The organism is Microbacterium alkaliflavum, assembly GCF_044325405.1.
GTDB lineage: Bacteria > Actinomycetota > Actinomycetes > Actinomycetales > Microbacteriaceae > Microbacterium > Microbacterium alkaliflavum.
The window spans coordinates 96,717-118,602 of the sequence record NZ_JBIQWL010000012.1 but is presented as its reverse complement, the minus strand read 5'-3'; the positions used below and the strand labels follow the sequence as shown (position 1 = coordinate 118,602).

General features: G+C 69.8%; 27 protein-coding genes. 17 read left to right on the top strand and 10 right to left on the bottom strand.

What is annotated here, in order from left to right:
- Window positions 1-52 precede the first annotated feature (52 nt).
- From ACH3VR_RS20900 to ACH3VR_RS20885, 4 genes are read left to right on the top strand one after another with little or no spacing between them, the layout of a single operon-like run.
- Window positions 53-1,117, top strand: a complete 1,065-nt coding sequence (locus tag ACH3VR_RS20900; protein ID WP_397558263.1) for a choice-of-anchor M domain-containing protein — start codon at window positions 53-55, stop codon at window positions 1,115-1,117.
- The gene (locus ACH3VR_RS20895) at window positions 1,114-1,863 is read left to right on the top strand and encodes an anchored repeat-type ABC transporter ATP-binding subunit (protein ID WP_397558262.1); all 750 of its coding nucleotides are present in this window, start codon (window positions 1,114-1,116) and stop codon (window positions 1,861-1,863) included. Before ACH3VR_RS20900 ends, ACH3VR_RS20895 begins: the two co-directional genes overlap by 4 nt.
- A 5-nt stretch (window positions 1,864-1,868) precedes the next feature.
- Entirely contained in the window at window positions 1,869-2,807 is a 939-nt protein-coding gene (locus tag ACH3VR_RS20890) for an anchored repeat-type ABC transporter permease subunit (protein ID WP_397558270.1), read from the top strand.
- Window positions 2,804-3,685, top strand: a complete 882-nt coding sequence (locus ACH3VR_RS20885; protein ID WP_397558261.1) for a lytic transglycosylase domain-containing protein — start codon at window positions 2,804-2,806, stop codon at window positions 3,683-3,685. The genes ACH3VR_RS20890 and ACH3VR_RS20885 overlap by 4 nt, the downstream gene beginning before the upstream one ends.
- 255 nt (window positions 3,686-3,940) lie before the next feature.
- Here ACH3VR_RS20885 and ACH3VR_RS20880 read toward each other — a convergent pair whose 3' ends face one another.
- Complete coding sequence (locus tag ACH3VR_RS20880) at window positions 3,941-4,342, bottom strand: Fur family transcriptional regulator (RefSeq protein WP_397558260.1); 402 nt, start codon at window positions 4,340-4,342, stop codon at window positions 3,941-3,943.
- Window positions 4,343-4,435: 93 nt separating this feature from the next.
- Between ACH3VR_RS20880 and ACH3VR_RS20875 the strand changes: the two genes are divergently transcribed.
- Both ACH3VR_RS20875 and ACH3VR_RS20870 read left to right on the top strand, forming a co-directional pair.
- A complete protein-coding gene (locus ACH3VR_RS20875; protein WP_397558259.1) occupies window positions 4,436-4,771 on the top strand; it encodes an ArsR/SmtB family transcription factor in 336 nt (111 codons plus the stop codon).
- Entirely contained in the window at window positions 4,768-5,064 is a 297-nt protein-coding gene (locus ACH3VR_RS20870; RefSeq protein ID WP_397558258.1) for a hypothetical protein, read from the top strand. Before ACH3VR_RS20875 ends, ACH3VR_RS20870 begins: the two co-directional genes overlap by 4 nt.
- A 62-nt stretch (window positions 5,065-5,126) precedes the next feature.
- Here the strand turns inward: ACH3VR_RS20870 and ACH3VR_RS20865 are convergent, their stop codons facing one another.
- Window positions 5,127-5,969: a GTP-binding protein gene (locus tag ACH3VR_RS20865; protein WP_397558257.1), complete on the bottom strand. Its 843-nt coding sequence runs from the start codon at window positions 5,967-5,969 to the stop codon at window positions 5,127-5,129.
- 254 nt (window positions 5,970-6,223) lie between these two features.
- On the opposite strand from ACH3VR_RS20865, the gene ykgO reads away from it, so the two are divergent.
- A complete protein-coding gene (ykgO, locus tag ACH3VR_RS20860; RefSeq protein ID WP_067949122.1) occupies window positions 6,224-6,346 on the top strand; it encodes a type B 50S ribosomal protein L36 in 123 nt (40 codons plus the stop codon).
- A 31-nt stretch (window positions 6,347-6,377) separates the two neighbouring features.
- Window positions 6,378-7,271: a fructose bisphosphate aldolase gene (locus ACH3VR_RS20855; RefSeq protein ID WP_397558256.1), complete on the top strand. Its 894-nt coding sequence runs from the start codon at window positions 6,378-6,380 to the stop codon at window positions 7,269-7,271.
- Window positions 7,272-7,371: 100 nt separating this feature from the next.
- On the opposite strand, the gene ACH3VR_RS20850 is transcribed toward ACH3VR_RS20855, so the two are convergent.
- The 3 genes from ACH3VR_RS20850 to ACH3VR_RS20840 form a co-directional block, all read right to left on the bottom strand.
- A complete protein-coding gene (locus ACH3VR_RS20850) occupies window positions 7,372-7,659 on the bottom strand; it encodes a DUF5956 family protein (protein ID WP_397558255.1) in 288 nt (95 codons plus the stop codon).
- Window positions 7,659-7,856 carry a hypothetical protein gene (locus tag ACH3VR_RS20845; protein ID WP_397558254.1) on the bottom strand — a complete coding sequence of 66 codons (198 nt, stop codon included), beginning with the start codon at window positions 7,854-7,856 and terminating at the stop codon, window positions 7,659-7,661. The genes ACH3VR_RS20850 and ACH3VR_RS20845 overlap by 1 nt, the downstream gene beginning before the upstream one ends.
- A 446-nt stretch (window positions 7,857-8,302) precedes the next feature.
- On the bottom strand, window positions 8,303-8,806 hold the full coding sequence (locus tag ACH3VR_RS20840; protein WP_397558253.1) for a DUF2690 domain-containing protein: 504 nt from the start codon (window positions 8,804-8,806) through the stop codon (window positions 8,303-8,305).
- 226 nt (window positions 8,807-9,032) lie between these two features.
- Here ACH3VR_RS20840 and ACH3VR_RS20835 point away from each other — a divergent pair, with 226 nt between their 5' ends.
- Window positions 9,033-9,833 carry a DUF2690 domain-containing protein gene (locus ACH3VR_RS20835; protein ID WP_397558252.1) on the top strand — a complete coding sequence of 267 codons (801 nt, stop codon included), beginning with the start codon at window positions 9,033-9,035 and terminating at the stop codon, window positions 9,831-9,833.
- Between the two features lie 755 nt (window positions 9,834-10,588).
- The gene (locus ACH3VR_RS20830; protein WP_397558251.1) at window positions 10,589-11,140 is read left to right on the top strand and encodes a dihydrofolate reductase family protein; all 552 of its coding nucleotides are present in this window, start codon (window positions 10,589-10,591) and stop codon (window positions 11,138-11,140) included.
- On the opposite strand, the gene ACH3VR_RS20825 is transcribed toward ACH3VR_RS20830, so the two are convergent.
- From ACH3VR_RS20825 to ACH3VR_RS20815, 3 genes are all read right to left on the bottom strand, one after another.
- Complete coding sequence (locus ACH3VR_RS20825; RefSeq protein WP_397558250.1) at window positions 11,122-11,676, bottom strand: dihydrofolate reductase family protein; 555 nt, start codon at window positions 11,674-11,676, stop codon at window positions 11,122-11,124. The genes ACH3VR_RS20830 and ACH3VR_RS20825 overlap by 19 nt on opposite strands.
- Before the next feature lie 67 nt (window positions 11,677-11,743).
- Window positions 11,744-12,679, bottom strand: a complete 936-nt coding sequence (locus tag ACH3VR_RS20820; RefSeq protein WP_397558249.1) for an RNA polymerase subunit sigma-70 — start codon at window positions 12,677-12,679, stop codon at window positions 11,744-11,746.
- A gap of 119 nt (window positions 12,680-12,798) precedes the next feature.
- Window positions 12,799-13,365, bottom strand: coding sequence for an NADPH-dependent FMN reductase (locus tag ACH3VR_RS20815; RefSeq protein WP_397558248.1), 567 nt, complete (start codon window positions 13,363-13,365; stop codon window positions 12,799-12,801).
- Between the two features lie 134 nt (window positions 13,366-13,499).
- Between ACH3VR_RS20815 and ACH3VR_RS20810 the strand changes: the two genes are divergently transcribed.
- From ACH3VR_RS20810 to ACH3VR_RS20800, 3 genes are all read left to right on the top strand, one after another.
- A complete protein-coding gene (locus tag ACH3VR_RS20810; protein WP_397558247.1) occupies window positions 13,500-13,928 on the top strand; it encodes a DUF6855 family protein in 429 nt (142 codons plus the stop codon).
- A 34-nt stretch (window positions 13,929-13,962) separates the two neighbouring features.
- Window positions 13,963-15,135, top strand: coding sequence for an epoxide hydrolase family protein (locus ACH3VR_RS20805; RefSeq protein ID WP_397558246.1), 1,173 nt, complete (start codon window positions 13,963-13,965; stop codon window positions 15,133-15,135).
- A 121-nt stretch (window positions 15,136-15,256) separates the two neighbouring features.
- Entirely contained in the window at window positions 15,257-16,180 is a 924-nt protein-coding gene (locus ACH3VR_RS20800) for a S1C family serine protease (RefSeq protein WP_397558245.1), read from the top strand.
- 51 nt (window positions 16,181-16,231) lie between these two features.
- Here the strand turns inward: ACH3VR_RS20800 and ACH3VR_RS20795 are convergent, their stop codons facing one another.
- Window positions 16,232-17,128 (bottom strand): LysR family transcriptional regulator, encoded by an 897-nt coding sequence (locus ACH3VR_RS20795; RefSeq protein ID WP_397558244.1) that lies wholly within the window; start codon window positions 17,126-17,128, stop codon window positions 16,232-16,234.
- Between the two features lie 97 nt (window positions 17,129-17,225).
- Here ACH3VR_RS20795 and ACH3VR_RS20790 point away from each other — a divergent pair, with 97 nt between their 5' ends.
- Window positions 17,226-18,161: an aldo/keto reductase gene (locus ACH3VR_RS20790; RefSeq protein WP_397558243.1), complete on the top strand. Its 936-nt coding sequence runs from the start codon at window positions 17,226-17,228 to the stop codon at window positions 18,159-18,161.
- A 39-nt stretch (window positions 18,162-18,200) separates the two neighbouring features.
- Here ACH3VR_RS20790 and ACH3VR_RS20785 read toward each other — a convergent pair whose 3' ends face one another.
- A complete protein-coding gene (locus ACH3VR_RS20785; protein WP_397558242.1) occupies window positions 18,201-18,782 on the bottom strand; it encodes a flavin reductase family protein in 582 nt (193 codons plus the stop codon).
- Between the two features lie 143 nt (window positions 18,783-18,925).
- On the opposite strand from ACH3VR_RS20785, the gene ACH3VR_RS20780 reads away from it, so the two are divergent.
- The 3 genes from ACH3VR_RS20780 (at window position 18,926) to ACH3VR_RS20770 (ending at window position 21,828) form a co-directional block, all read left to right on the top strand.
- Window positions 18,926-19,468, top strand: coding sequence for an NAD(P)H-dependent oxidoreductase (locus ACH3VR_RS20780; RefSeq protein WP_397558241.1), 543 nt, complete (start codon window positions 18,926-18,928; stop codon window positions 19,466-19,468).
- A 174-nt stretch (window positions 19,469-19,642) separates the two neighbouring features.
- Window positions 19,643-20,650, top strand: coding sequence for a pyridoxal-phosphate dependent enzyme (locus tag ACH3VR_RS20775; RefSeq protein WP_397558240.1), 1,008 nt, complete (start codon window positions 19,643-19,645; stop codon window positions 20,648-20,650).
- Window positions 20,647-21,828, top strand: a complete 1,182-nt coding sequence (locus tag ACH3VR_RS20770; protein WP_397558239.1) for a cystathionine gamma-synthase — start codon at window positions 20,647-20,649, stop codon at window positions 21,826-21,828. The genes ACH3VR_RS20775 and ACH3VR_RS20770 overlap by 4 nt, the downstream gene beginning before the upstream one ends.
- Window positions 21,829-21,886: the final 58 nt, after the last annotated feature.

Sequence of the window (21,886 nt, the reverse complement as noted above, 5' to 3'; positions counted from 1 at the left end):
GCACGCCCGGACCCCGCGACCACTTGACCGAACCGACGAGGAAGCAGCTCCGATGACGACCCTCACCCGACCCCGCAGGCGAGCCGCCGCCGCCGTGCGCGCCGCCTCCGCTCTGACGGCACTGGCCGCCATCGCCCTCGCCTTGCTGGCCGCGCCGGCCGCCGCGTTCGCCGAGGCCGGTGACGACGACCCGAACCTCGATCAGGCCCTCGACGCGAACCTCGCGGTCGTCCACGGCGAGCGGACGCTGGAGGCCGGGCACGTCGACATGGGGCCGAAGTTCGTCGCCGGGCAGTGGACGTTCCTGATCCACGATGACGTCGCCAAGGCCGACGCGAACGCGACGAGCGTGTGGCGCTACCCCGACGAGACCGTCTTTCACGTCCTCGACCAGGCGCAGCTGGCCGTCCCGGACGATCCGGCCTATGCCTTCGTCGGCGCCGACCCCGGCGAGCCGGTGTGGGTCGTGCCGCAGACGCAGAACCCCGAGGTCGTGTGGCTGGGCTGGAACACGCAGGACCCCGAGGTCATGCAGAGCATCGACCGCGGCGTCACCCTGTCCCTCGTCGGCGCGCAGGGGCCGGGCGTCGTGACGACCTACCTGCAGTCCGGGTCGTTCGGGGAGCCGCAGCTGCTGTGGGACTCCCGCGTCCTCGACGCGCAGCCGATCTGGGTCGACGTGAACACGCACACGCACGCGAACTGGGTCTTCACCGAGCCCGGCGTCTACCTGCTCCAGCTCGAGGCGACCGCCGACCTTCGGGACGGCTCCACCGTCACCGACACCCAGGTCATCCGCTTCGCCGTCGGCACCGCGACCGCCCCGGCCGACGCGATCGCCGCGACCTGGGACGGCGCCGCCGCCCCGGCACCCGGCGAGGCGGAAGACGCGGAGGGCACGACGCTGGACGGCCCGGCGACCGCGGAGCCGGAGCCGGCCGGCGACCCGCTCGTGCCCATCCTGATCGCCGCGATCGGCATGGTCGCCGCCGCCCTGATCGTCGGCGTGGTCGTCGTGATCGTGCGCGGCAACCGCGCCAAGCAACGTGCCCTCGCCGCCCGCGCCGCCCAGGACAACGACCGCGACCCTGACTTGATCTCCGAGGATGCCCGATGAACGCGGCGCTCCAGGTCGAGAACGTGTCCGTCGAGCTCGGCGGCCGGCTCGTGCTCACCGGCACCGACCTGACCGTCGACCGGGGCGAGCTGGTCGGGCTGATCGGCCCGAACGGGGCCGGTAAGACGACCCTGCTGCGCACGATCCTCGGCCTGCTCGCCCCGGCCACTGGCCGGGTGCTCGTGGAAGGCCGGACCTCCAAGCCGGGTCGCACCCCGATCGGGTACGTCCCGCAGCGGCACGAGTTCGCGTGGGAGTTCCCGATCTCCGTCGCGAACGTCGTCATGACCGGGCTGACCGGCAGGCTTGGCCTGCTCCGCCGCCCTGGCGCCGCTCAGTGGGAGGCGGTTGCCGACGCCCTCGACCGGGTGCGGATGAGCGACCTCGCCGATCGTCCCGTCGGGCAGCTCTCCGGCGGGCAGCGCCAGCGCGTGCTGGTCGCCCGCGCGCTGGCGGCGCAACCCGCGGTGCTGCTGCTGGACGAGCCGTTCACCGGCCTCGACATGCCGACTCAGGAGCTGCTGTCGGCCCTGTTCGCGGATCTTGCCCGCGAGGGCCGGGCGGTGCTGATGACCACCCACGACCTGCTCTCGGCGTTGGATGGCTGCGACCGGATCGCGCTGCTGAACCGCACCATCATCGCCACCGGCACGCCCGCCCAGCTCGCCGCCGACCCCGCCCTGTGGATGGCGACGTTCGGCGTCGGCCCCGACTCCGCCCTGCTGCGCATCCTGAAAGCCGCGTGACCCCCGTGAACCCGATCGACTTCCTCACCGACCTGCTCAACCCCGACCTCGCGTTCCTCCCGAAGGCCCTCGCCGTCGCGGTCATGTCGTCCATCGTCTGCGGCGTCGTCGGCACCTTCGTCGTGCTGCGCGGCATGGCCTTCATCGGCGATGCCGTCGCCCACGCCGTGTTCCCCGGCCTGGCCGTCGCGTTCGTCGTCGGCGGGAACCTCGTGATCGGCGGCACGATCGCCGGCATCCTCACCGCGGTCCTCGTCGCCGTGTTCTCCCAGAACCGGCGGCTGAAGGAGGACTCAATCATCGGAGTGTTCTTCGTCGCCGCGTTCGCCCTCGGCATCGTCGTCATCTCCCAAGCCCCCGGCTACGCCGGCTCCCTGCAGCAGTTTCTGTTCGGCTCCATCACCGGCATCCCCGACACCGACCTGTACGTCGTCGGCGGGACCGGGGTGCTCGTGCTCGCGGTGATCTTCGCCCTGCACAAGGAGTTCGTCACCATCTCCCTCGACCGGGAGTCCGCCCGCGCGATGGGCGTCAAGGTGTTCTGGCTCGACCTCGTGCTCTACGTCCTGGTCACCCTCGCCGTCGTCATCAGCGTGCAGACCATCGGGAACATCCTCGTCCTCGCGCTGCTCATCACGCCGGCCGCGACCGCCAGGCTGCTCACCGATCGGCTCGGGATCATGATGCTGCTCGCCCCGATCATCGGCGGCGCCGCCGCCCTGATCGGACTCTACATCTCGTGGTCTTGGGACTTCCCGACCGGCGGCACCATCGTCCTCGTCCTGACCGCCGCGTTCCTGCTCGCCTGGTTCTTCGCCCCCCGCACCGGGCTCATCGCGAAGACCTGGCGCCGCCGACGCCCCAGCGTGGCCGAGCAGTCAGACACCGCCGAGCTCGACGCCGAGACCGCCCCCGAACCCGTGAACACCGGAGCCCTGTCATGACCGACCCGACCCCCGAACCGCGCGATTCCTTCAGCGCGATGATCCAGGCCCCGACCGCTGCCGAGACTAGGGCCGGGGCGAGCCGGCCGACGTTCTGGCGGCGGTGGGCGCTGCCGGTCGCGACGATCATCCTGGCCGTGCTCGGCGTGGGCGCGCTCGCGGCGGCGGCACTCACCCCGCCGCCCGCCGACCAGGCCACAACCGTCACGACACCGACACCGACACCGATCCCGACGCCGAGCCGCACCCCAATCGGCGTGCAGCCCACACCCGCGGCGACCGTGCCCGGCAGCCTCGCGGCCGTGGACCGGCCGGTATCCGAACTGGCCGACCCCGCCTGGGTGGCCCGGATCGGGAAGGCCGGGAGCATCCCCGAGCGGGCGCTGGCCGCCTACGCCGGCGCCGCCCTCGCGGTCACCGAGACGCACCCCGGCTGCGGCATCGGCTGGAACACCCTCGCCGCTATCGGCTTCGTCGAGTCCGAACACGGCAGCATGAACGGCGCGACCCTCCGCCCCGCCGGCACGGTTACCCCGGCGATCATCGGCATCCCGCTGGACGGCAACGGGGCGAACGCGGTGCCCGACACCGACCAAGGCCGACTCGACGGCGATAGTGCGTGGGACCGCGCCGTCGGCCCAATGCAGTTCATACCGTCCACCTGGGAGCTCACCGCCCAGGACGGCAACCGGGACGGCAAGACCGACGTCAATCAGATCGACGACGCGGCTCTTGCCGCGGCGATGCACCTGTGCGACGTCGGCGGCGACCTGACCGTATCGGCGAACTGGATCGCCGCGATCGGCGCCTACAACGCCTCCGTCGAGTACAACAACCGGGTCGCTGAGGCAGCGAACCACTACGCGACCCTTCGGTGAGTGCCCGGGTTGGCCCGTCCGACTCGCGCGTGTGGCCGTTCCTGCTCGCGGGGTTCGGCATGTCCACCGCGCTCGGGTTCACCCACATCATCACCGAGCCACTCGCTGCGACCACCCGCCTGACCTCTGTCATCGCCCCGACCGCCAGCACCGCGATCATGGCGGTCGTGGCCGTCGTCGGCCTGGCCCATCCGCCCTTCCGCAGCTGGGCCTGGCATGAGGGAGGACGTCAGCGTCGAGCCCTGACCGGCCCCGTCAGGCGGCCGTACAATCGGCGCAGCGGCCGAATGCCTCGAGCAGGTGGCGGGTGATCGTGTAGCCGTTACGTTGCGCCGCGTCCTGGAGCCAGTCCTCGCTCGGCGGGTCGATCTCCACGGCGTTGCCGCAGTCCTCGCACACGAGATGGTGATGGTGGCCGCCGGGCCGGCAGGCGCGGAACAGTTGCCCGCCGGGCACGGGGATCGTGTCGGCCTCGCCAGCGTCGACCAGGGCGTTCAGCCGCCGGTAGACGGTGGCAAGGCCCACCGGGTTGCCGTCGTCATTGAGTCGCTGGTGGAGGTCTTGGGCGGAGACGAATCCGGGCGACTGCGCGAGGGCCGCGGTGATGGCCTCCTTCTGAACCGTGTTGCGCTGGTCGCCGAGTCTGGCTCGGGGCATGGTCCGGTCTCCCTTCGATCGCGAGGTGCGAGAACGCCTCTCAATAAGTATAGTCATATTGCAATCTGTTTATGCGTGTGATGGGATGGGGACGTGCGCGGGGAACCAGGGCTTGCCGATGCGGCGCAGCTGTTCAAGGTGCTCGGCAACGAGTCGAGGCTCTGGCTGCTGCGGCTCGTCGGCGAGCAGCCGAGAACGGTAGGTGCGCTGGCCGAGATAACCGGGATGTCGCAGCCGCTGGTTTCCCAGCACCTCCGCGCGCTGCGGCAGTCGGGCCTGGTGGCCGCGACGCGCAGCGGCAAGGAGGTCACGTATGAGCTGGCCGACGTGCATGTGTCGCATGTCATCGCCGACGCGCTCGCGCACGTCCTCGAGCCCGCCGCGGCCCACGAGGTTGCGGATTCATCACAGAAGGAACAGAGAACATGACCCTCACCGACACTCATGCGGAGCACAGCCTTGCGGAGCACACGCACGGCACGGACTGCGGCCACGAAGCGGTGCAGCACGGCGATCACGTCGATTACCTGCACGGCACGCACCGGCACGCCGAGCACGGTGACCACTACGACGAGCACGAATCGGTCGCCGAGCACACCTCGGCTGAGCACGCGCACGGCCAGGGCTGTGGGCACGAGGTCGTCGAGCACGGCGATCACGTCGACTACGTGCATGACGGGCACAAGCACGCCGTCCACGGCGACCACTACGACGAGCACTGATCGCAACTCGCCCGCGAAGGGGACGCTCCGCTTCGGCGGCGCGTCCCCTTCGTCATGTCGGCTCAATCGGCCCGGTCAGTGGCCGTCTGCCAGACCGGGAACGGATCGGCGAACCCTGCCCACGCGGTCGGCCCCGCCGCCAGTTCGGGATCAGTGAGGGCGGCGTCGTCCAGGGCCGCGGCGAGCCGGTCGGGGTCGAGGCGGAGGCCGATGAGCGCGAGATCCTGCCCGACCGCCAGCAGCTCCTCGTCATTCGCCAGTCGGTCGTCGTCGCCGAGCGGGTTCAGCGAGAACATCTGGCCGACGTGCTCCCACTGTGCGGCGACCTGCGGGCGAGTCGCGAGCCGGCAGAACCCGGCCGAGCGCACCAGGACGCCGAACTCCCCGTCCTCGATCCGGTCGAGCACCGCCATGAGCCGCCCCGGATGCAGCGGGCGGACCTGCTCGTACCGGAACGCGCTGACCTGTGGGTCGGTCATGTGCGGGTCGAAGTCCCCGTTGAGCAGGCTCACCCAGCCGGGGCGGGACTGACCCGGCGTGTATGGGTCGGTCGCCTGGACGTGCTCGGTCGTGCGCCGGTGCATCCGCAGCCGGGCGAACGGGCTGAGGTGGCTGACCAGTGCCATGATCGTTGCCAGCTCGGCCGTGGGTAGCTGCTCCCAGCTCACGAAGACGATTGTGGAGGCGTACTCGATCTGCATGATGGTCAGCAGCGCCCGCGCGGTCATCGGCGCCGCGATCCCGCTGGCCGCGTCGCGCAATGGCAGGTAGCCGTCGCGGTGCAGGTCATCGAGCAGATGCACAGCGTCGACGACGCAGACCAGGCCGATCAGCCGGGTGCGCTCCTCCTGGTCGGTGAACGCGCCGATCAGCTCGGTCGCCACAACCTCGGCGGGCAGCTCCACGACCACTCCCGCAGCCGGGTCAGTCCACGAGGCGAGCACGGCGGCCTCCTGCGCCGGATCGGGCGAACCGGCCAGGCGGGACGCGGGGAAGAACGCCCGGTTCGTCAGCTGCGCCAGCCGCTTCGCGTAGCGCAGCCGCTCCGGCCCGCACGCTCCGACGACCGCGATCACGTCTACTGAATCCACCGTTGTTTCCCCGCTCTGCTCGTTACCGGTACAGTCGCTAATGATAATCATTCTCATAGGGAGTTGCCATGAAGGTTCGTGCCTCGCTCAAGTCGTTGAAGAACCAGCCCGGTGCGCAGGTGGTGCGCCGCCGCGGCCGCGTCTACGTCATCAACAAGCTCAACCCGCGTTTCAAGGGCCGCCAGGGCTGAACCACCCGCCCCCTGAGTTGAGGAGACACCGATGCCCGATTCCGAGCAGCTGACCCGCTTCCAGACCGGGGGGGGGGGCTTTCTCGCCGCCCTCGATCAGAGTGGCGGCAGCACCCCGAAGGCCCTTGCCCTGTACGGGATCGACGAGTCGCAGTACACGGGCGAGTTGGAGATGTTCGATCTCATCCACGCCGCCCGCACGAGGGTCATCGCCAGTCCCGCGTTCACGAGCGACCGGATCCTCGGGGCGATCCTGTTCGAGGGCACCCTCGACCGGGAGATCGACGGCCGCGGCGTCGCCGAGTACCTGGGGGCGGTGAAGGGCGTCCTGCCGTTCCTGAAGATCGACCAGGGGCTGAACGAGGCGCGCGACGGGGTGCAGACGATGCGCGAGATCCCCGACCTCGACGCCCTCCTTGCCCGCGCGGCCGATCGCGGCGTCTTCGGCACGAAGGAACGTTCGGTGATCCACGCGGCGAACAGGGTCGGGATCGAGCTGGCTGTGACGCAGCAGTTCCGTGTCGCCGAGCACGTCCTGGCCGTGGGGCTCGTGCCGATCCTCGAGCCCGAGGTCGACATCCACGCGCCCGACAAGGCCGAGGCCGAGGAACTGCTGAAGGCGGAGCTGCTGCGCCAGCTCGACGGGCTCGCCGGCTCGGGGAAGGTCGCGGTCAAGGTGACCATCCCGACCGTCGACGGGTTCTACAGCGACCTGATCGCCCATCCTCGCGTCGCGCGCGTCGTGGCCCTCTCCGGCGGGTACAGCCGCGACGCCGCGAACAAACGGCTTTCCCGCAACCCCGGCCTGATCGCGAGCTTCAGCCGTGCCCTGCTCGACGGGCTCACCGCGCAACAGAGCGACGAGGAATTCGACCGGACCCTCGACGCGTCCATCGAGTCGATCTACCGCGCGTCCATCACCTAACGAGCCGGCGACCTCCGCGGAGCCGTGAGTGCCGCGCTTGCTCATCGGGGTGGAGTCTGCGGACTTGCGCTCATCGTGGCCGTCGCAGCGCAAGTGCCCATTACCGGTACGCCATCCCGCAGGGTGTGAGGAATAAGTCCTCTTCCGCCGGCACCTCATCGACGCCCGCGTCTCGGAGGTACTCGTTGCTCATCTCGGCGAATTCCCGCTGCTCGGTCGGGGTGAGGTACCGCTGCCGGATGTCGGTCGTGCCGTCCGGGTTGGTGATCTCATCTGTGACGCGTTGCTTCACCGGCTTGGGCCCGGTGGCCACCAGCGACGGGTCAACCTCGGTGGCCAGCCGCGCGATGAGCTGCTGGAAACCGACGTCGGGAACACGCGCCTTCATTAAGGGAAGACGCAGTTGTCGCTCGACGGGCATTTGAACACGGCGCCGTTGAGATAGCCGGCGGTGGACAGCGAGTAGCCGGCCGGCGTGAACGACGTGCGGAACGACCCGTAGTAGTCCGCCGCGATTGCCAGCTTGTTGCCATAGGCCGTGTTCGACGCCCAAGCAGACTGCTCGCGCGCCGAGGATCGTCGCATCGTGGTCGAGGCGACTGCGTGACGGCTTCGGGCTGGGGCGCAGTGACGTGAGGGGCCTGAGCGATTCCGGAACTGGAACGCGATGTACAAGAACTTCACCGGTGGTCTGAGGGAGCTTGCTGCATGCGGTGCACGCCGACCTGACGGCTCAGCACGTCCAGGACGGTGTATTGGGCCAACTGAACGGTCGTCATCGATGACAAGTCCCTCCGCGGACACTTCGAAGTCGCTGAACCCCCGCGCGGCCCGTCGTCGGGGCCGCGAAACCGGCGGTCACGTCGCCGCAGGGACCAGTCAGGAGCAGCCGTCCTCGCGGTCGATCAATCAGGTGTCCAGGATGTCCTCTCAGGGCTTCCGAACGGGGCGGCGGAGGTTCTTCGGCCACCGAGAGGGAGCGCCCCGCCGGATCGCTGCGACGGGGCGCTCGTTCGTGGTGGCCTGACGATCTATGCGCAGACTCTGGCGCCGACGGTGTGGTAGTTGAGGGTGCCGAAGTCGGACGAGATCCAGGTCTGCACGCACGCCGTGCTGTTGACGTTCTGCAGCCTGATGTATCGACCCCACTTGGTGACCGGGTTGTACCTGACGGAGAGTCCGTAGTCGCTGGTGGTGGTCCAGCGTCCTTCGGTGTTGAGGTCTTGCTGGATCAGGATCGGGCTCGTGAAGGATTGCTGGTACAGGGTCACCCGCGACCAGTTGGCCCGGCACCCGGACGAGTAACGCAGCTCGAGCACACCGATCTGCTTACCCGCCGTGACCCCTCGCTGACCGTAGATAGGCGCCGACTTCACGGTGTACGCGTTCGTGCAGGTGGACGGATCGCCATCCCCGCCCTGATAGCTGGTGGACGCCGCCACGGCGGGCGACGCGACCGCCACGCCGCTCAGCGCGATCGCGACCCCGAGCAGACCGACCATCATCGCGCGGATCTTCTTGTTCTCACTGCGCATAATGAGCCCCTCTCATCACTGGTGCCCCACCGGCGGGGCTACGACAGCAGCATGGCCGAGCGGTGCCACGAGATGTGCGCCGACAACGTCTGATCGTGCATCTTCGGCCGTTGCCGGACAGGACCGGCCACGCACGTAATGAGTCGAGGGCGCACGTCGAACCGGTGCTATATATGTGTCGTGTCGGCAACAGACACCTCGTCCGCAGAGCGCACCGGAGGCGATCGTGTCTGAGTCCGACCCGAGCACGGGCCTTTCCAGTGACTCTGTCAAGCAGTTCGCCGCGGATCTCCGGAGGCTCCGACTCGCGGCTGACAACCCCAAGTACTCTCGGCTTCAGAGTGAGACAGGCGTCTCGCGCAGCGTCCTGTCGGAGGCGTTCGCTGGCCGGCAATTGCCGTCCGCGCGCACCGTCGACGGCATCGTGCGAGTCTGCGGCGGCGACGTCGACCGCTGGCACGACAGGCGGGACGCGCTGGCTCGCGGCGGGACGCCGTTACTCGACGCCGACCCCCCGGTCGCGCCCGCGCCCCGTGCGACCGTCCCGCGCCGCACTGCGGTCCTTCTCGCCGTCGGCAGCTTCGCCCTCGGGGTGACGCTCTCAGCCGCCGCAGCCGCCCTCGTCCCTCCGAATCTCCCACCACCAGCTTCGGACACCGTGAAGGCCGTGGCGAGAACCGGTGAGGACCCCGGGGCAACGCCGTGCGTGGACGACGCCGCCGTCGCCACCAGCCAGACACGCGCGGACAACACCCTGCTCGAGATCATCTGGTCCGACAAATGCCGGGCTGGTTGGGGGCGCATCACCCGCTATGACGGACTCGGCGACGGAAACACCGTCACAGTCGTGATCTACCCCGAAACAGCGCCGGACGGACCCGACCGGCAAGAAGCCACTGAACACGACGTCCAGGGCGCGTACACCAACCTCATCGTGCGACCCAGCCCAGACACCCTGCTCTGCGCGGAGGGGAGCTTCACCGTAGATGGCGATGTCATCGACCTCGGCGACCCGATCTGCATCTGACGGCGGGTCGTCGGCTGCATCCGCTCCGTGCGGAGCTCGACGTAATCGCGGCGGAGGGAATTGGCCCGCCTCGATTCGTTCCGGCGATCTCCGGCGAAGAGCGTCGCAATGCCGGCCCGCAGGCCGACCGCGCTGGTCAAATCCTGCACGACGCCCTCCCAAACAAGTGTGGATCATCCCGTGCTCGCTCCGGACTCCGCGGTCGTTGCCTGTGGACTGTTCGCGAACCGATACGTCCGACAGCTCACCGGGCTGCCGAATGCGCCACTCGTGGTGGATCATCCGGCGCACAACCGGCGGCGCTGCGACCCGCCAAGCCCGATCTCGTGAAGGCGGGAGAGCTGTTGTCCCATGATGATGGATCTCCGCAACACGTGCGCTCACGGCTCTCGCTTGTTCAACCGCGCGTAGCTCCGGAGTAGACCGGGTACGCGAGCGACTCGTTCGACAAGGCCGTCAACTGGGATTGAGACTCAATCGGCGGCACCACGAAGCGTTCGCCGGGTACCACAGAAGCCCGCGGCCAATTCTTGGCTCACTGTGCCAAGAATCTCGGGTCCGCACTCTGCGCGTCCACGACTAGACCGGCCAGGACGCGTCCGCGAGTGATGTCGACGCTTGAACCAGCTCGGGACGGCCCGTAGGATTCTGCCATTTCCGGAGGAAGCCTGAGCTCGAAACCACTGTCAACTAGCGTGGAATCCTTGGCGGTCTCCGCCATCTCAAGCGGGAGCCTACAACATGCTGAGCGCGGCATGCTGATCTTCTCGATGAGCGTCTCGGTCGACGGTTTCATCGCCGACCGAGCGGGCGGGTTCGAATGGACGATCCCCGACGACGAGCTGTTCCGCTTCCACCTCGACCGCGTCCGCGAACTCGGCACCCATCTGTGCGGTCGTCGGCTGTACGAGACGATGCTCCCGTGGGAGACCGACCCGGCGATGCGGGTCGATGATCTGCGCATCGCGTTCGCCGACGTCTGGGCTGCGCTCCCCAAGGTCGTCTTCAGCCGCACGCTCGCCACGGTCGAGGGCAACGCGCGGCTGGCCGAGGCATCCCTCGCCGACGAAGTCGCCGCGGCCCGCGCCGCGACCGGCACCGACATCGAGATCGGCGGAGCGAGCCTGGCCGCCGAGGCGATCGTGCAGGGACTCGTGGACGAGTTCCGCATCTTCCGCTACCCCGTCGTCGTCGGCGGAGGCACGCCGTACTTCCCTCCCGTCACGCAGCACATCGCGCTCGACCTCGTCGAGGTGCGCACCTTCGCGTCGCGCGTCGTCTACGAGCGCTACACCCGCGCCGAGTAGATCGCGAGGTTCCCCGGTCCGACCTGCTCGACCGAGTCGAGCGTCAGCTGCGCGGCATCCGGGAACAGCGCTCGCCCCGCGCCCGTCGCGAGCGGGAATGTCAGCAGGCGGTACTCGTCGACCAGGTCGGCCTCGCGGAGGCGCGTGACGACCGAGCCGCTGCCGATCACGACGATGTCGCGCGTCGTGAGCGTCTCGGCCACCCAGTCCTCGAGCGCACCCGTCACCGCCTCGGAGTGCGACCACTGATCGGGGTCGACCGCCTCGTGCGTCACGACGGCCTTCGACGCCCGGTTCATCGCCTGCGAGAAGTCGTCGTCGCGGCGCGGCCACAGTGTCGAGAAGTGCTCCCAGGTGCGGCGTCCGAAGAGCAGCACTCCCGTTTCGAGCATGTCGCCGAGCCGGAACTTGTCGCCCGCCACCCCCTGCGGCCCGAACCGCATCGCCCAGCCCCCGAAGGCCGCGCCGTCACTCCCGTCGGGGTCTTCGACCACTCCATCGAGCGTGATGAACTGCACGACGATCAACCGTCCCATGTCGTCCTCCTGATCCGTGGCCCGCGGAAAGGGCCTCACCAGGTCATACGAGCGGGATGCCGGAAACTCATCGCCGCGCGGCGGAGTCCTCCTCGAAGAGCGAGAACAGGCGCGGGTCCTGGTAGACGAGGACGTGGTCGATCGCGTCCCCGCCGTGGAAGAGCTGCAGCGTGTGCGGCTGCCGCCCCTCGGGCGTGACGCGGTAGAGCAGGAAGCCCGGCTGTCCGTTCGCCGAGATCGGGGTCGTCGACCACGACGTGCCGCGCCACGCGAACAGGTGCGCCATGAACGCGGCGAAGGGCATGCGGCCCCGCGACCACTGCGGCACGGGAGGCATCTCGAAGACGACGTCGTCGGCGACGAGCTCGGCGAGGGCCGCGACGTCGGCCTGCTCGATCGCGCGCGCGTAACGCTCGACCGCCGACGCCGCGAGGCCGTGCGGGTGGGGCGTGCCGTCGCGGACCGCTGCTCGCGCGCGCTGAAGCGCCGAGTTCACGGCGGCGACCGATGTGTCGAGCGCCGCTGCCGTCTCCACGGCCGAGAGGCCGACGACCTCACGCAGCACGAACGCCCCGCGCTGCAGGGGCGAGAGCGTCTGCAGCATCGCGGTGACGGCGAGGCGCACGTCGGCCCGCCGCTCTACGCTCTGCTCGACATCGGAGGCGGGGATGCTCCACGCCGTCGGCGCCGGCATGAGCCAGGGAACGTCGAACGCGGGCACGAGCGGCGCGCCGACCTCGATTCCGGGATCGTGCAGGTCTCTCGGCAGCGGACGCCGTGGCGCCTCGCGCAGCCGGTCGACGCACACGTTGTGCGCGATCCGGAAGCACCACGTCGACAGGCTCGCGCGCTCGGGCGAGAACGAGTCGCGAGATCGCCAGATGCGCTCGAGCGCGTCCTGCACGGCATCCTCCGCGTCGAACGGCGAGCCGAGCAGCTGGTAGCAGTAGGAGAGCAGTCCGCGTCGGATGCCGATCAGATCGCCTTCGTCGAACGCCGCCACGTCGCGATCCTATGAGTCCCCGCCGACGTCGGCGCGCTCGGCGACCGCGGGGCGAGGAAGCGCAGGCGACCTGCCGACGGTGATCCCGCCGCGGCCGTTCGGACGATCCTGACCAGGGGTCAGGTGCGCGGGAGCACCGTCAGCACCCGCTGGATGTGCTCGCGGAACTCGGCCATGTAGCCGCGGAGGAACTCCCGGGTGCGCTCGCTTCCGACCGTCCCGTCGTCGCTGAAGTCCTCCTGGTCGAATTGCACGTACGCCTCGGGCGCCGTCATCTGGCGCGCGTTGCAGAAGCTCAGGACGGCCCGGAGGCTTTGCTGCGCGAGCGCCGTCCCGAGCGACCCCGGAGAGGCCCCGATGACGGCCGCGGGGATGTGATCGAAGGAGTTCTTCCCGTAGGGACGCGACGCCCAGTCGATCGCGTTCTTGAGCGCGCCGGGGATCGACCGGTTGTACTCCGGAGTGACGAACAGCACGGCATCCGACGCGGCGATCGCCTCCTTGAGGCCCCTCGCCTGCGGCGGGTAGTCCTCGTCGTAGTCGGGACTGTAGAGCGGAAGGTCTCGGATCGAGATCTCCGAGAACGCGAGATCATCGGGTGCGACGGCGATCAGCGCCTTCGAGAGCACGCGGTTGATCGACCTCGACGAGAGGCTGCCGACGAAGTATCCGACCTGGTACGTCATGACTGTTCCTTTCGCTTGCCGGCTCCAGGATGGCGGCGGGAGGGCATTCGGCCCACCCCCTTGCGCTGCCGCCCTGTCGTGCCGCCAGGCCCGGTGCCATACTGACCCCGTTCGCGCGTCGAGAGGGGACGACCATGGGCGAGAACTGGTCCGGAAGCGGCACGGCCGACGATCCGTGGCGGCTCAAGACCCCGCCGCTGTCATCGGACTACACGATCCACCGCGACGACGAGGCCGACCCGCCGCTGCTCGTCTGCCACGTGGGCACGACGCGGCTCACCTACCTCGCGCGCGCGATCGATGACCTGCACGCCGAACTCGTGAGCCGAGGCGACTGGGTGCCGCTCGGGGCGGCCGATGAGCAGAAGGATGCCGCACCCGGCACCGTCGAAGCGTGGGGCCGGTCGGAGGACAACCCCGTCGGCGGCTGGTATGGGCAGCGCAAGGGCTACCGCGGCCGGTTCGGCATGTACATCCCGCCGCTGCTGGAGGCGCTGGGGCTCGTCGAGCTCGAGCACAACGCCCGCAACAACCGCGTGCGCGCCCTGCCCGCCGGCGGCTGATCACGCGTCGGGGGGCAGGACTACCGTGTCCGGCATGACGGATGACACGGCCCGACCGGAGCCCTTCCGCTCGCACACTTCGCAGGATGCGGTCGACGACCTCGGTCGCCGGCTGCGCGCGACGCGCTGGCCCGATGCGCCCGACGCCGCCGGGTGGGCCTACGGCACCGATCCGGACTACCTCCGCGGGCTCGTCGCCTACTGGGCCGACGGGTTCGACTGGTCGGCCCAGGAGGCGGCGCTCAACGAGCTGCCGCGCTTCCGCGTCGAGGTCGGCGGGCTCGGCATCCATTTCGTGCACGCGCGGGCGGTCGCGCCCGCGGCGCCTGTCATTCCGCTCGTGCTGAGCCACGGATGGCCCGACTCCTTCTGGCGCTACACGAAGGTGATCGGGCTGCTCACCGACCCGGCCGCGCATAGCGGCGACCCGGCCGATGCCTTCGATGTCGTGGTGCCCGACGCGCCGGGCTTCGGATACTCCGACCGCCCGCCCGGGCCGCCGCTCGACAACATCGCGATCGCCGGGCTGTGGGCGCAGCTCATGACGGCGCTCGGCTACGAGCGCTTCGGAGCGGCCGGGGGCGACGTCGGCAGTCACGTGAGCCGCTTCCTGGCGCTGGACCACCCGGGCCGGGTCGTCGCCGTGCATCGCACCGACGCGGGGATCCCCGTGTACCCCGGGGATCCCTCAGACCTCACGCCGGCGGAGCGGGAATGGATGCGGGATGTCGCAGCCTGGGGTGCGACCGAGGGTGCCTACGCCGCGATCCAGCGCACGAAACCGCAGACGGCGGCCGCTGGACTCAACGACTCACCGGCGGCCCTCGCCGCATGGATCGTCGAGAAGCTCCACGCATGGAGCGACTGCCACGGCGAGGTGGAGAGCGCCTTCACGAGGGACGAGATCCTCACGAACCTCTCCATCTACTGGTTCACCGAGACGATCGGGTCGTCGATGCGGCTGTACAAGGCCAACGCGGCCATCCCGCCTGCGCAGCACGGGCGTCGCGTCGAGGTCCCGTCGGGATTCGCGCTCTTCCAGGGCGACGTCGTGCGCCCGCCACGCGAGTGGCTCGAACGCATGACGAACCTCGTGCGGGTCACCGAGCCGCCCCACGGCGGCCACTTCGCGGCGTTCGAGCAGCCCGAAGCGTATGTCCACGAGCTGCGCGAGTTCTTCCGTCCCTACCGTCCGGCTTTCGCCTGATCCGCACCAGGAGCCTGTCGAGGGCCACCCAGCCTGTCGAGGGCCACCCAGCCTGTCGAGGGGTCGTGCGCCCACCGCGAACACCGCCCTTGCCGATGCGGTCGGGGAAGAAGATCGTCCCGTGGACGAAGACGACGTGCTCGATGCGTACTCGCGAGCGGTCACGGGGGTCGCGGCATCCGTGCTCCCCTCCGTCGCGGCTGTGACGGTGCGCACACCGCGCGGATCGGGCGGCGGCAGCGCCTCTGTCATCTCGAGGGACGGACATCTCCTCACGAGCGCGCACGTCGTCGAGGGCGCCGATCGCGTCTCCGTCGCCTTCGCCGACGGCTCCGAGCTCGCGGCGTCCGTCGTCGGCAGTGACGTGCTGTCGGACCTGGCGGTGCTGCGCGCCGAGGGTGAGACTCCGTCGCCCGTGCCGTGGGGCGACGCGACAGGCCTTCGGGTCGGTCAGCTCGTCGTCGCACTCGGCAACCCGCTGGGTCTTGCCGGGAGCGTGACGGCGGGCATCGTGTCGGCGCTGGGGCGTTCGCTCCCCACGCGCGCCGGGCGGGTCATCGACGAGGTGATCCAGACGGATGCCGCACTCAATCCCGGCAACAGCGGCGGCGTCCTCGCCGACAGCCGCGGTCGCATGGTCGGCGTCAACACCGCGGTCGCGGGCATCGGACTGGGGCTGGCCGTGCCGATCAATCCGACGACCCGTGCCATCATCGACTCGCTCATCGCCTCGGGCCGCGTACGGCGCGCGTGGCTCGGTGTCGCGGGGGCGCAAGTCCCGCTCGCCCCGCCGGTCGCCGCGAAGGTCGGCGCGAAGACGGGGATGCAGGTCGCCTCGGTCGTCGAGGGGAGCCCCGCGGATCATGCCGGCGCCCGGCGCGGCGACATCGTGATCGCCCTCGACGGTCAGCCCATCACCTCGGTGACGGGCGTGCAGCGGCAGATGGTGGAGCGTGCGATCGGCCGCCGCATGGAGATGACGCTGTGGCGCAACGGCGCACTCGTGGACGTCGTCGTCGAGCCCGAGGAGCTGCGCACCGCCTGACCCTTCAGCAGGCTCAGCGACGCATGTGCGCCGCTGGATCAGCGACCGCGGTCACGCCGCCTGCGGCGGCTCCTCGGTGGCGGGGTCCTCCGTGATCTCGAGCAGTCGCGGCGCGAGGCTCGCGGCGCTCGTCACGACGGCCGACACGACCCAGTCGGCCGACTCCCCCGGCGTCAGGTCGACCGAAGGGAGCAGACGCGCCTCGGGCTTGTGGGCGACGTGCTGGGGCACGAGCGCGATGCCGAGCCCGCGCCGAACGAGGTCGATGAGAGTGTGCACGTCGTCGACGCTGCACCGCACCGCGCGTGTGAGGCCACGACGCGCGAAGGCTGCGTCGTTGAGTCGCCGCACACCCCACGACGGCCGGAAGTCGACGAAGTCGCTCGTCGTCAGCGCCGACAGCGACACCGACGACCGCGTCGCGAGCGGATGGTCGACGGGGCACAGCAGCACGACGGGCCGGCGGCCGAGCTCGATCGTCTGGAGCGTCGGCGGCAGCTCGATGCCGCCGACGAATGCGACATCGAGCTCGTCGTCCTGCACGAGGTCGACCAGGTGCGCCGAGCCCGCCTGCATGAACTGGATGTCGACCGCCGGATAGCGACGGTGGAAGCGCTCGAGCAGCAGATTCACGTCGACCGAGCCGAGGCACTGCTCCGACCCGACCCGCAGCGAACCCGCGAGCTGCAGTGAGGATCGCACGACCGCATCCCGTGCCGCCGCCGTCTGCGCCAGGATCTCGCGGGCATGCGGAATGAGCGCCGTGCCCGCGGTCGTCGGCACGACCGAGCGCGTGGTCCGCTCGAACAGCCGCGTGCCGAGCTCGGACTCGAGCCGGCGGATCGCGGCCGACAGCCCCGACTGCGAGACACGGCAGCGTTCGGCCGCGCGCGTGAAGTGCTGCTCCTCCGCGAGAGCGACGAAGTACTCGAGCTGACGCTGCTCCATTAATGCCCCTCGGTTCTGAATCGCATCACATATAGTCGTTGGACTTCTAGAGTGCCTCTCCCTACCGTGAAAGGGCAAGAGAGAGGATCCTGCTTCCATGAAGACCATCGCCCTCCAGGGCATCGATCGCCCTGCGCCCAACGTCGTGCTCGGGCTGATGCGCATCGCGCAGCTCGACGACGACGCGATCCGGACGCTCGTGAAGAGCGCCCGCGACGCCGGCATCGACTTCTTCGACCACGCCGATGTGTACGGCGGGGCGCTGCACGCGTGCGAGCGCCGATTCGCCGAGGCGCTCCAGCTCTCCCCCGCCGATCGGGAGCAGGTCACGATCCAGACGAAGTGCGGCATCGTGACCGACGGCCCGTACTTCGACTTCTCGTACGAGCACATCATCGAGTCGGTCGACGGGTCGCTGCGCGCGCTCGGCACCGACTACCTCGACATCCTGCTCCTCCACCGCCCCGACGCCCTCGTCGAACCCGACGCGGTCGCCCGCGCCTTCGACGAGCTCTCGCAGGCGGGGAAGGTGCGCGCGTTCGGCGTCTCCAACCACACCCCTGGGCAGATCGAGCTGCTCAAGGCATCCGTCCGCCAGCCGATCGTCGCCAATCAGCTGCAGCTGTCGATCACGCACGCGCCGATCATCGCGCAGGGCGTCGCGGCGAACATGCAGGGCACGGAGCAGTCGCTCACGCTCGACGGCGGCGGCATCCTCGACTACTGCCGCCTGCACGGCATCACGATCCAGGCGTGGTCGCCGTTCCAGGCCGGCTTCTTCACGGGCGTCTTCCTGGGCAACCCGCACTACGCAGAGCTCAACGGCGTGATCGACCGCCTCGCGAAGGCCTACGACGTGCCGCCCATCGCGATCGCGACGGCCTGGATCACCCGGCATCCCGCGACCATGCAGGTCGTGCTCGGCACGACGAACCCGCAGCGTGTCGCCGGCGCGGCGCAGGGCTCCGACGTCCCCCTCACTCGCGCGGAGTGGTACGAGCTGTTCCGGGCCGCGGGGTACCGCGTGCCGTAGCGGTCGAGGGATGCCGCATCCCCGGCGCGCCGGCGGGTGTCAGCCGAGTCGCGAGTGGTCGCCCAGACGGTGCCAGGTGCGGTTGTGGTAGACCAGCGCGTTGCCGGGCTCCCCGGGATCGACGTCGCGCGCGATGCTGGACTGCAGCGCGTGCGCCGCGATGACGGTCGAGCCGCCGGCGTCCATGCGGTTGATGACGGCGCACCGCACCCACGCGCGCACGCCGTGGTAGACGGGCTCGCCCGTGACGAGACGCGACCATCGGTCGGCGTCGGCGAAGCGGTCGATGCCGCTCGTCGAGCCGATCCGCGCGACGTCGATGTCGTCGGCGTCGAGCAGGTGCACGACGACGGTGTCGGCCTCGAGCACGGCCGGCGCCGCCGAGGAGAGCTCCGAGACCGAGAAGACGAGCAGCGGGGGCTCGGCGCTGACGGAAGACACCGACGTCGCGGTGAGGGCGACCGGCCCCGTGCCGCTGTCGGCGGTGATGACCGCGACGCCGCCGGGGTGTCCACGGAAGAGCGCCTTGAAGTCGTCGGCGGCGAGCGACCCTGCGGTACGTGCCGGGTGGTCGTTGTGCGACGCGACGGGGTGGGGAGCGACGGGGATCGGCTGCGACATGACGGCGACGCTAGCCCGGGCTTCAACGCCGCCTGGCGGCCGGATGAAACACGCCGAAACCCGCGACGGAGCCGGCGAAACAGGCCGTAATGTCGCACAGTCGACGTGGCCTCGCCCGCGGCATCCGCGAAAGGATGCCGACCATGACCCTCGTCGTGACCGCCGTCTCCGGCAGCCTCCACGCCCCCGGATTCACCACCGTCCTGCTCGAGGGCATCGTCTCGCGCATCGCCCGCGAGCGTGATGTCGATGCCGAGGTCGTCGAGCTCAGTGCGCTCGCGCGCGACATCGCGTCGGCCCTCACCGGCGGTGAGCGCACCGCGGCCCTCGAGCTCGCCCTCGAGCGCCTCGGACGCTCCGACCTCGTCGTGGTCGGCACGCCGATCTACCGCGGCTCGTACACGGGCCTGTTCAAGTCGTTCTTCGACCTCGTGCATCAGGACGCCCTGGAGGGCGTGCCCGTGATCCTCGCCGCCGGCGGCGGGAACGATCAGCACACCCTCGCGATCGATCACGAGCTGCGTCCGCTCTTCGCGTTCTTCCGCGCCCTGACGGCGCCCGTCGGCATCTACGCACGGCCCGGCGACTACGCCGACGGCCGCATCGCGAGCGACAGCCTGGTGACGCAGATCGAGCGGGCGGTCGAGGCATCCCTCGCCCTCGTCAGGGGCACCGTCGACGCGTGACGCTCCGTCACGTAGCGTGAGGCTACGTAACAAAAGCGCCGCGGCGCCCGTGCGCACGTAGGCTTCGGGACGTGCAGACCTGTCGTTGTCGTCGTTGAGTGCCTTCGCACTTCTCACCGACCACTGACAGCTCCCGCGCGATCTGAAGCGCGGCCCCACATTGAGGACACCCCCGTGCGATACGCGCAGAGCGTCGCCGACCTCGTCGGCAACACCCCACTCGTCCGCCTCAACCATGTCACCGCCGGCGTCGGCGCCACGGTGCTCGCGAAGGTGGAGTACTTCAACCCCGGCGGCTCGTCGAAGGACCGCATCGCCGGCAACATCATCGACGCGGCCGAGCGCGAGGGCCTGCTGGGGCCCGGCGGCACGATCGTCGAGCCGACGAGCGGCAACACCGGCGTAGGCCTCGCCCTCGTCGCGCAGCAGCGCGGCTACCGCTGCGTCTTCGTGGTGCCCGACAAGGTCGCCGAGGACAAGCGCGCTGTGCTGCGGGCCTACGGTGCAGAGGTCGTCGTCGCGCCGACGGCCGTCGAGCCGGAGGACCCCCGCTCGTACTACAGCGTCTCCGACCGGCTCGTGCGCGAGATCCCGGGGGCCTACAAGCCCAATCAGTACGCCAACCAGAATGGGCCGCGCAGCCACTACGAGACGACGGGCCCCGAGATCTGGCGCGACACCGACGGAACGGTCACGCACTTCGTCGCGGGCGTCGGCACGGGCGGCACGATCACCGGAACGGGGCGCTTCCTCAAGGAGGCGTCGTCGGGCGAGGTGCGGATCGTCGCCGTCGACCCGGTCGGCTCGATCTACTCGGGCGGACCCGTGCACGGGTACGACGTCGAGGGTGTCGGCGAGGACTTCTGGCCGGAGGCCTACGACCCGTCGGTCGTCGACGAGATCCACCGCGTCAGCGATGCGGAGTCGTTCGCCATGACGCGTCGACTCGCCCGCGAGGAGGGGCTGCTCGTCGGGGGGTCGAGCGGGATGGCCGTCGTCGGGGCGCTGCGCGCAGCACGCGACCTGCCCGACGACGCCGTCGTGGTGGTGTTGTTGCCCGACCACGGCCGCGGCTATCTCAGCAAGCTCTTCGACGACGACTGGATGAGAGAGCACGGCTATTCCGTAGACGGCATCGTCCAGGACTCTGCCGCCGACACCGAAGCGAGGAGCACCCTGTGAGTGACGAACCGACCCTTCCCACGTCCCGTGTCCGCGCCCGCGGCTTCGAGAGCCTCGCGGTGCATTCGGGCCAGATCGCCGACCCGACGACAGGCGCGGTGATCCCTCCCGTGCACTTCTCGACGACGTATGTCCAGGACGGCATAGGCGGCCTGAGGCACGGGTTCGAGTACGGACGCAGCGGCAACCCGACGCGCACGGCGCTGGAGCGGCAGCTCGCCGCGATCGAGGGGGGCACGCACGCCTACTCGTTCGCCTCGGGACTCGCGGCCGAGGACGCCCTGCTGCGCGCCGCGCTGGAGCCGGGTGACGAGGTGCTCCTGGGCAATGACGTCTACGGCGGCACCTACCGCCTCATCTCGCGCGTGCTCGGACCGTGGGGCGTGAAGGTGCGCGTGATCGACATGCACGACCTCGACGTCGTGAAGGCGAGCCTCGACGAGCGGCCCGCGAAGATCGTGTGGGTCGAGACGCCCAGCAACCCGCTGCTCAAGATCACCGACATCGCGGGGCTCGCGCGGCTCGGCCACGAGGCGGGCTCGATCGTCGTCGTCGACAACACGTTCGCGTCGCCCGCGCTGCAGCAGCCGATCGGACTCGGGGCCGACGTCGTGGTGCACTCGGCGACGAAGTACCTCGGCGGGCACTCCGACGTCGTGGGCGGTGCGCTCGTCATCGAAGACGACGAGCTCGCCGACAAGGTCAAGTTCCTCCAATTCGCCGTCGGCGGCGTGTCGGGCCCGCTCGACGCGTGGCTCACGACGCGGGGCATCAAGACGCTCGCCCTGCGCATGCAGCGGCACAGCGAGAACGCCTCCGCGGTCGCTTCATTCCTCTCCGGGCATGAACGAGTGGCGAAGGTCTACTACCCGGGCCTCACCGATCACCCCGGCCACGATGTCGCGGCACGCCAGATGTCGGCGTTCGGCGGCATCGTCTCGCTCGCGCTCGCCGACGGACAGACCGCTCGCCGGTTCGTCGAGTCCACGCGCATGTTCCAGCTCGCCGAATCGCTCGGCGGCGTCGAGTCTCTCGTCAACTACCCCGACGAGATGACCCACAAGTCGGTGCGCGGCACCGAGCTCGCGGTGCCCGAGGAGGTCGTTCGCCTCTCCGTGGGCATCGAGTCGGTCGACGACCTCGTCGCCGATCTGGATCAGGCGCTGGCCATCCTTTAGGCGCGCGACCGGGACCGACCCGAGGGCGACCTAGACTGGAGGCATCCCTTCCGCCGCT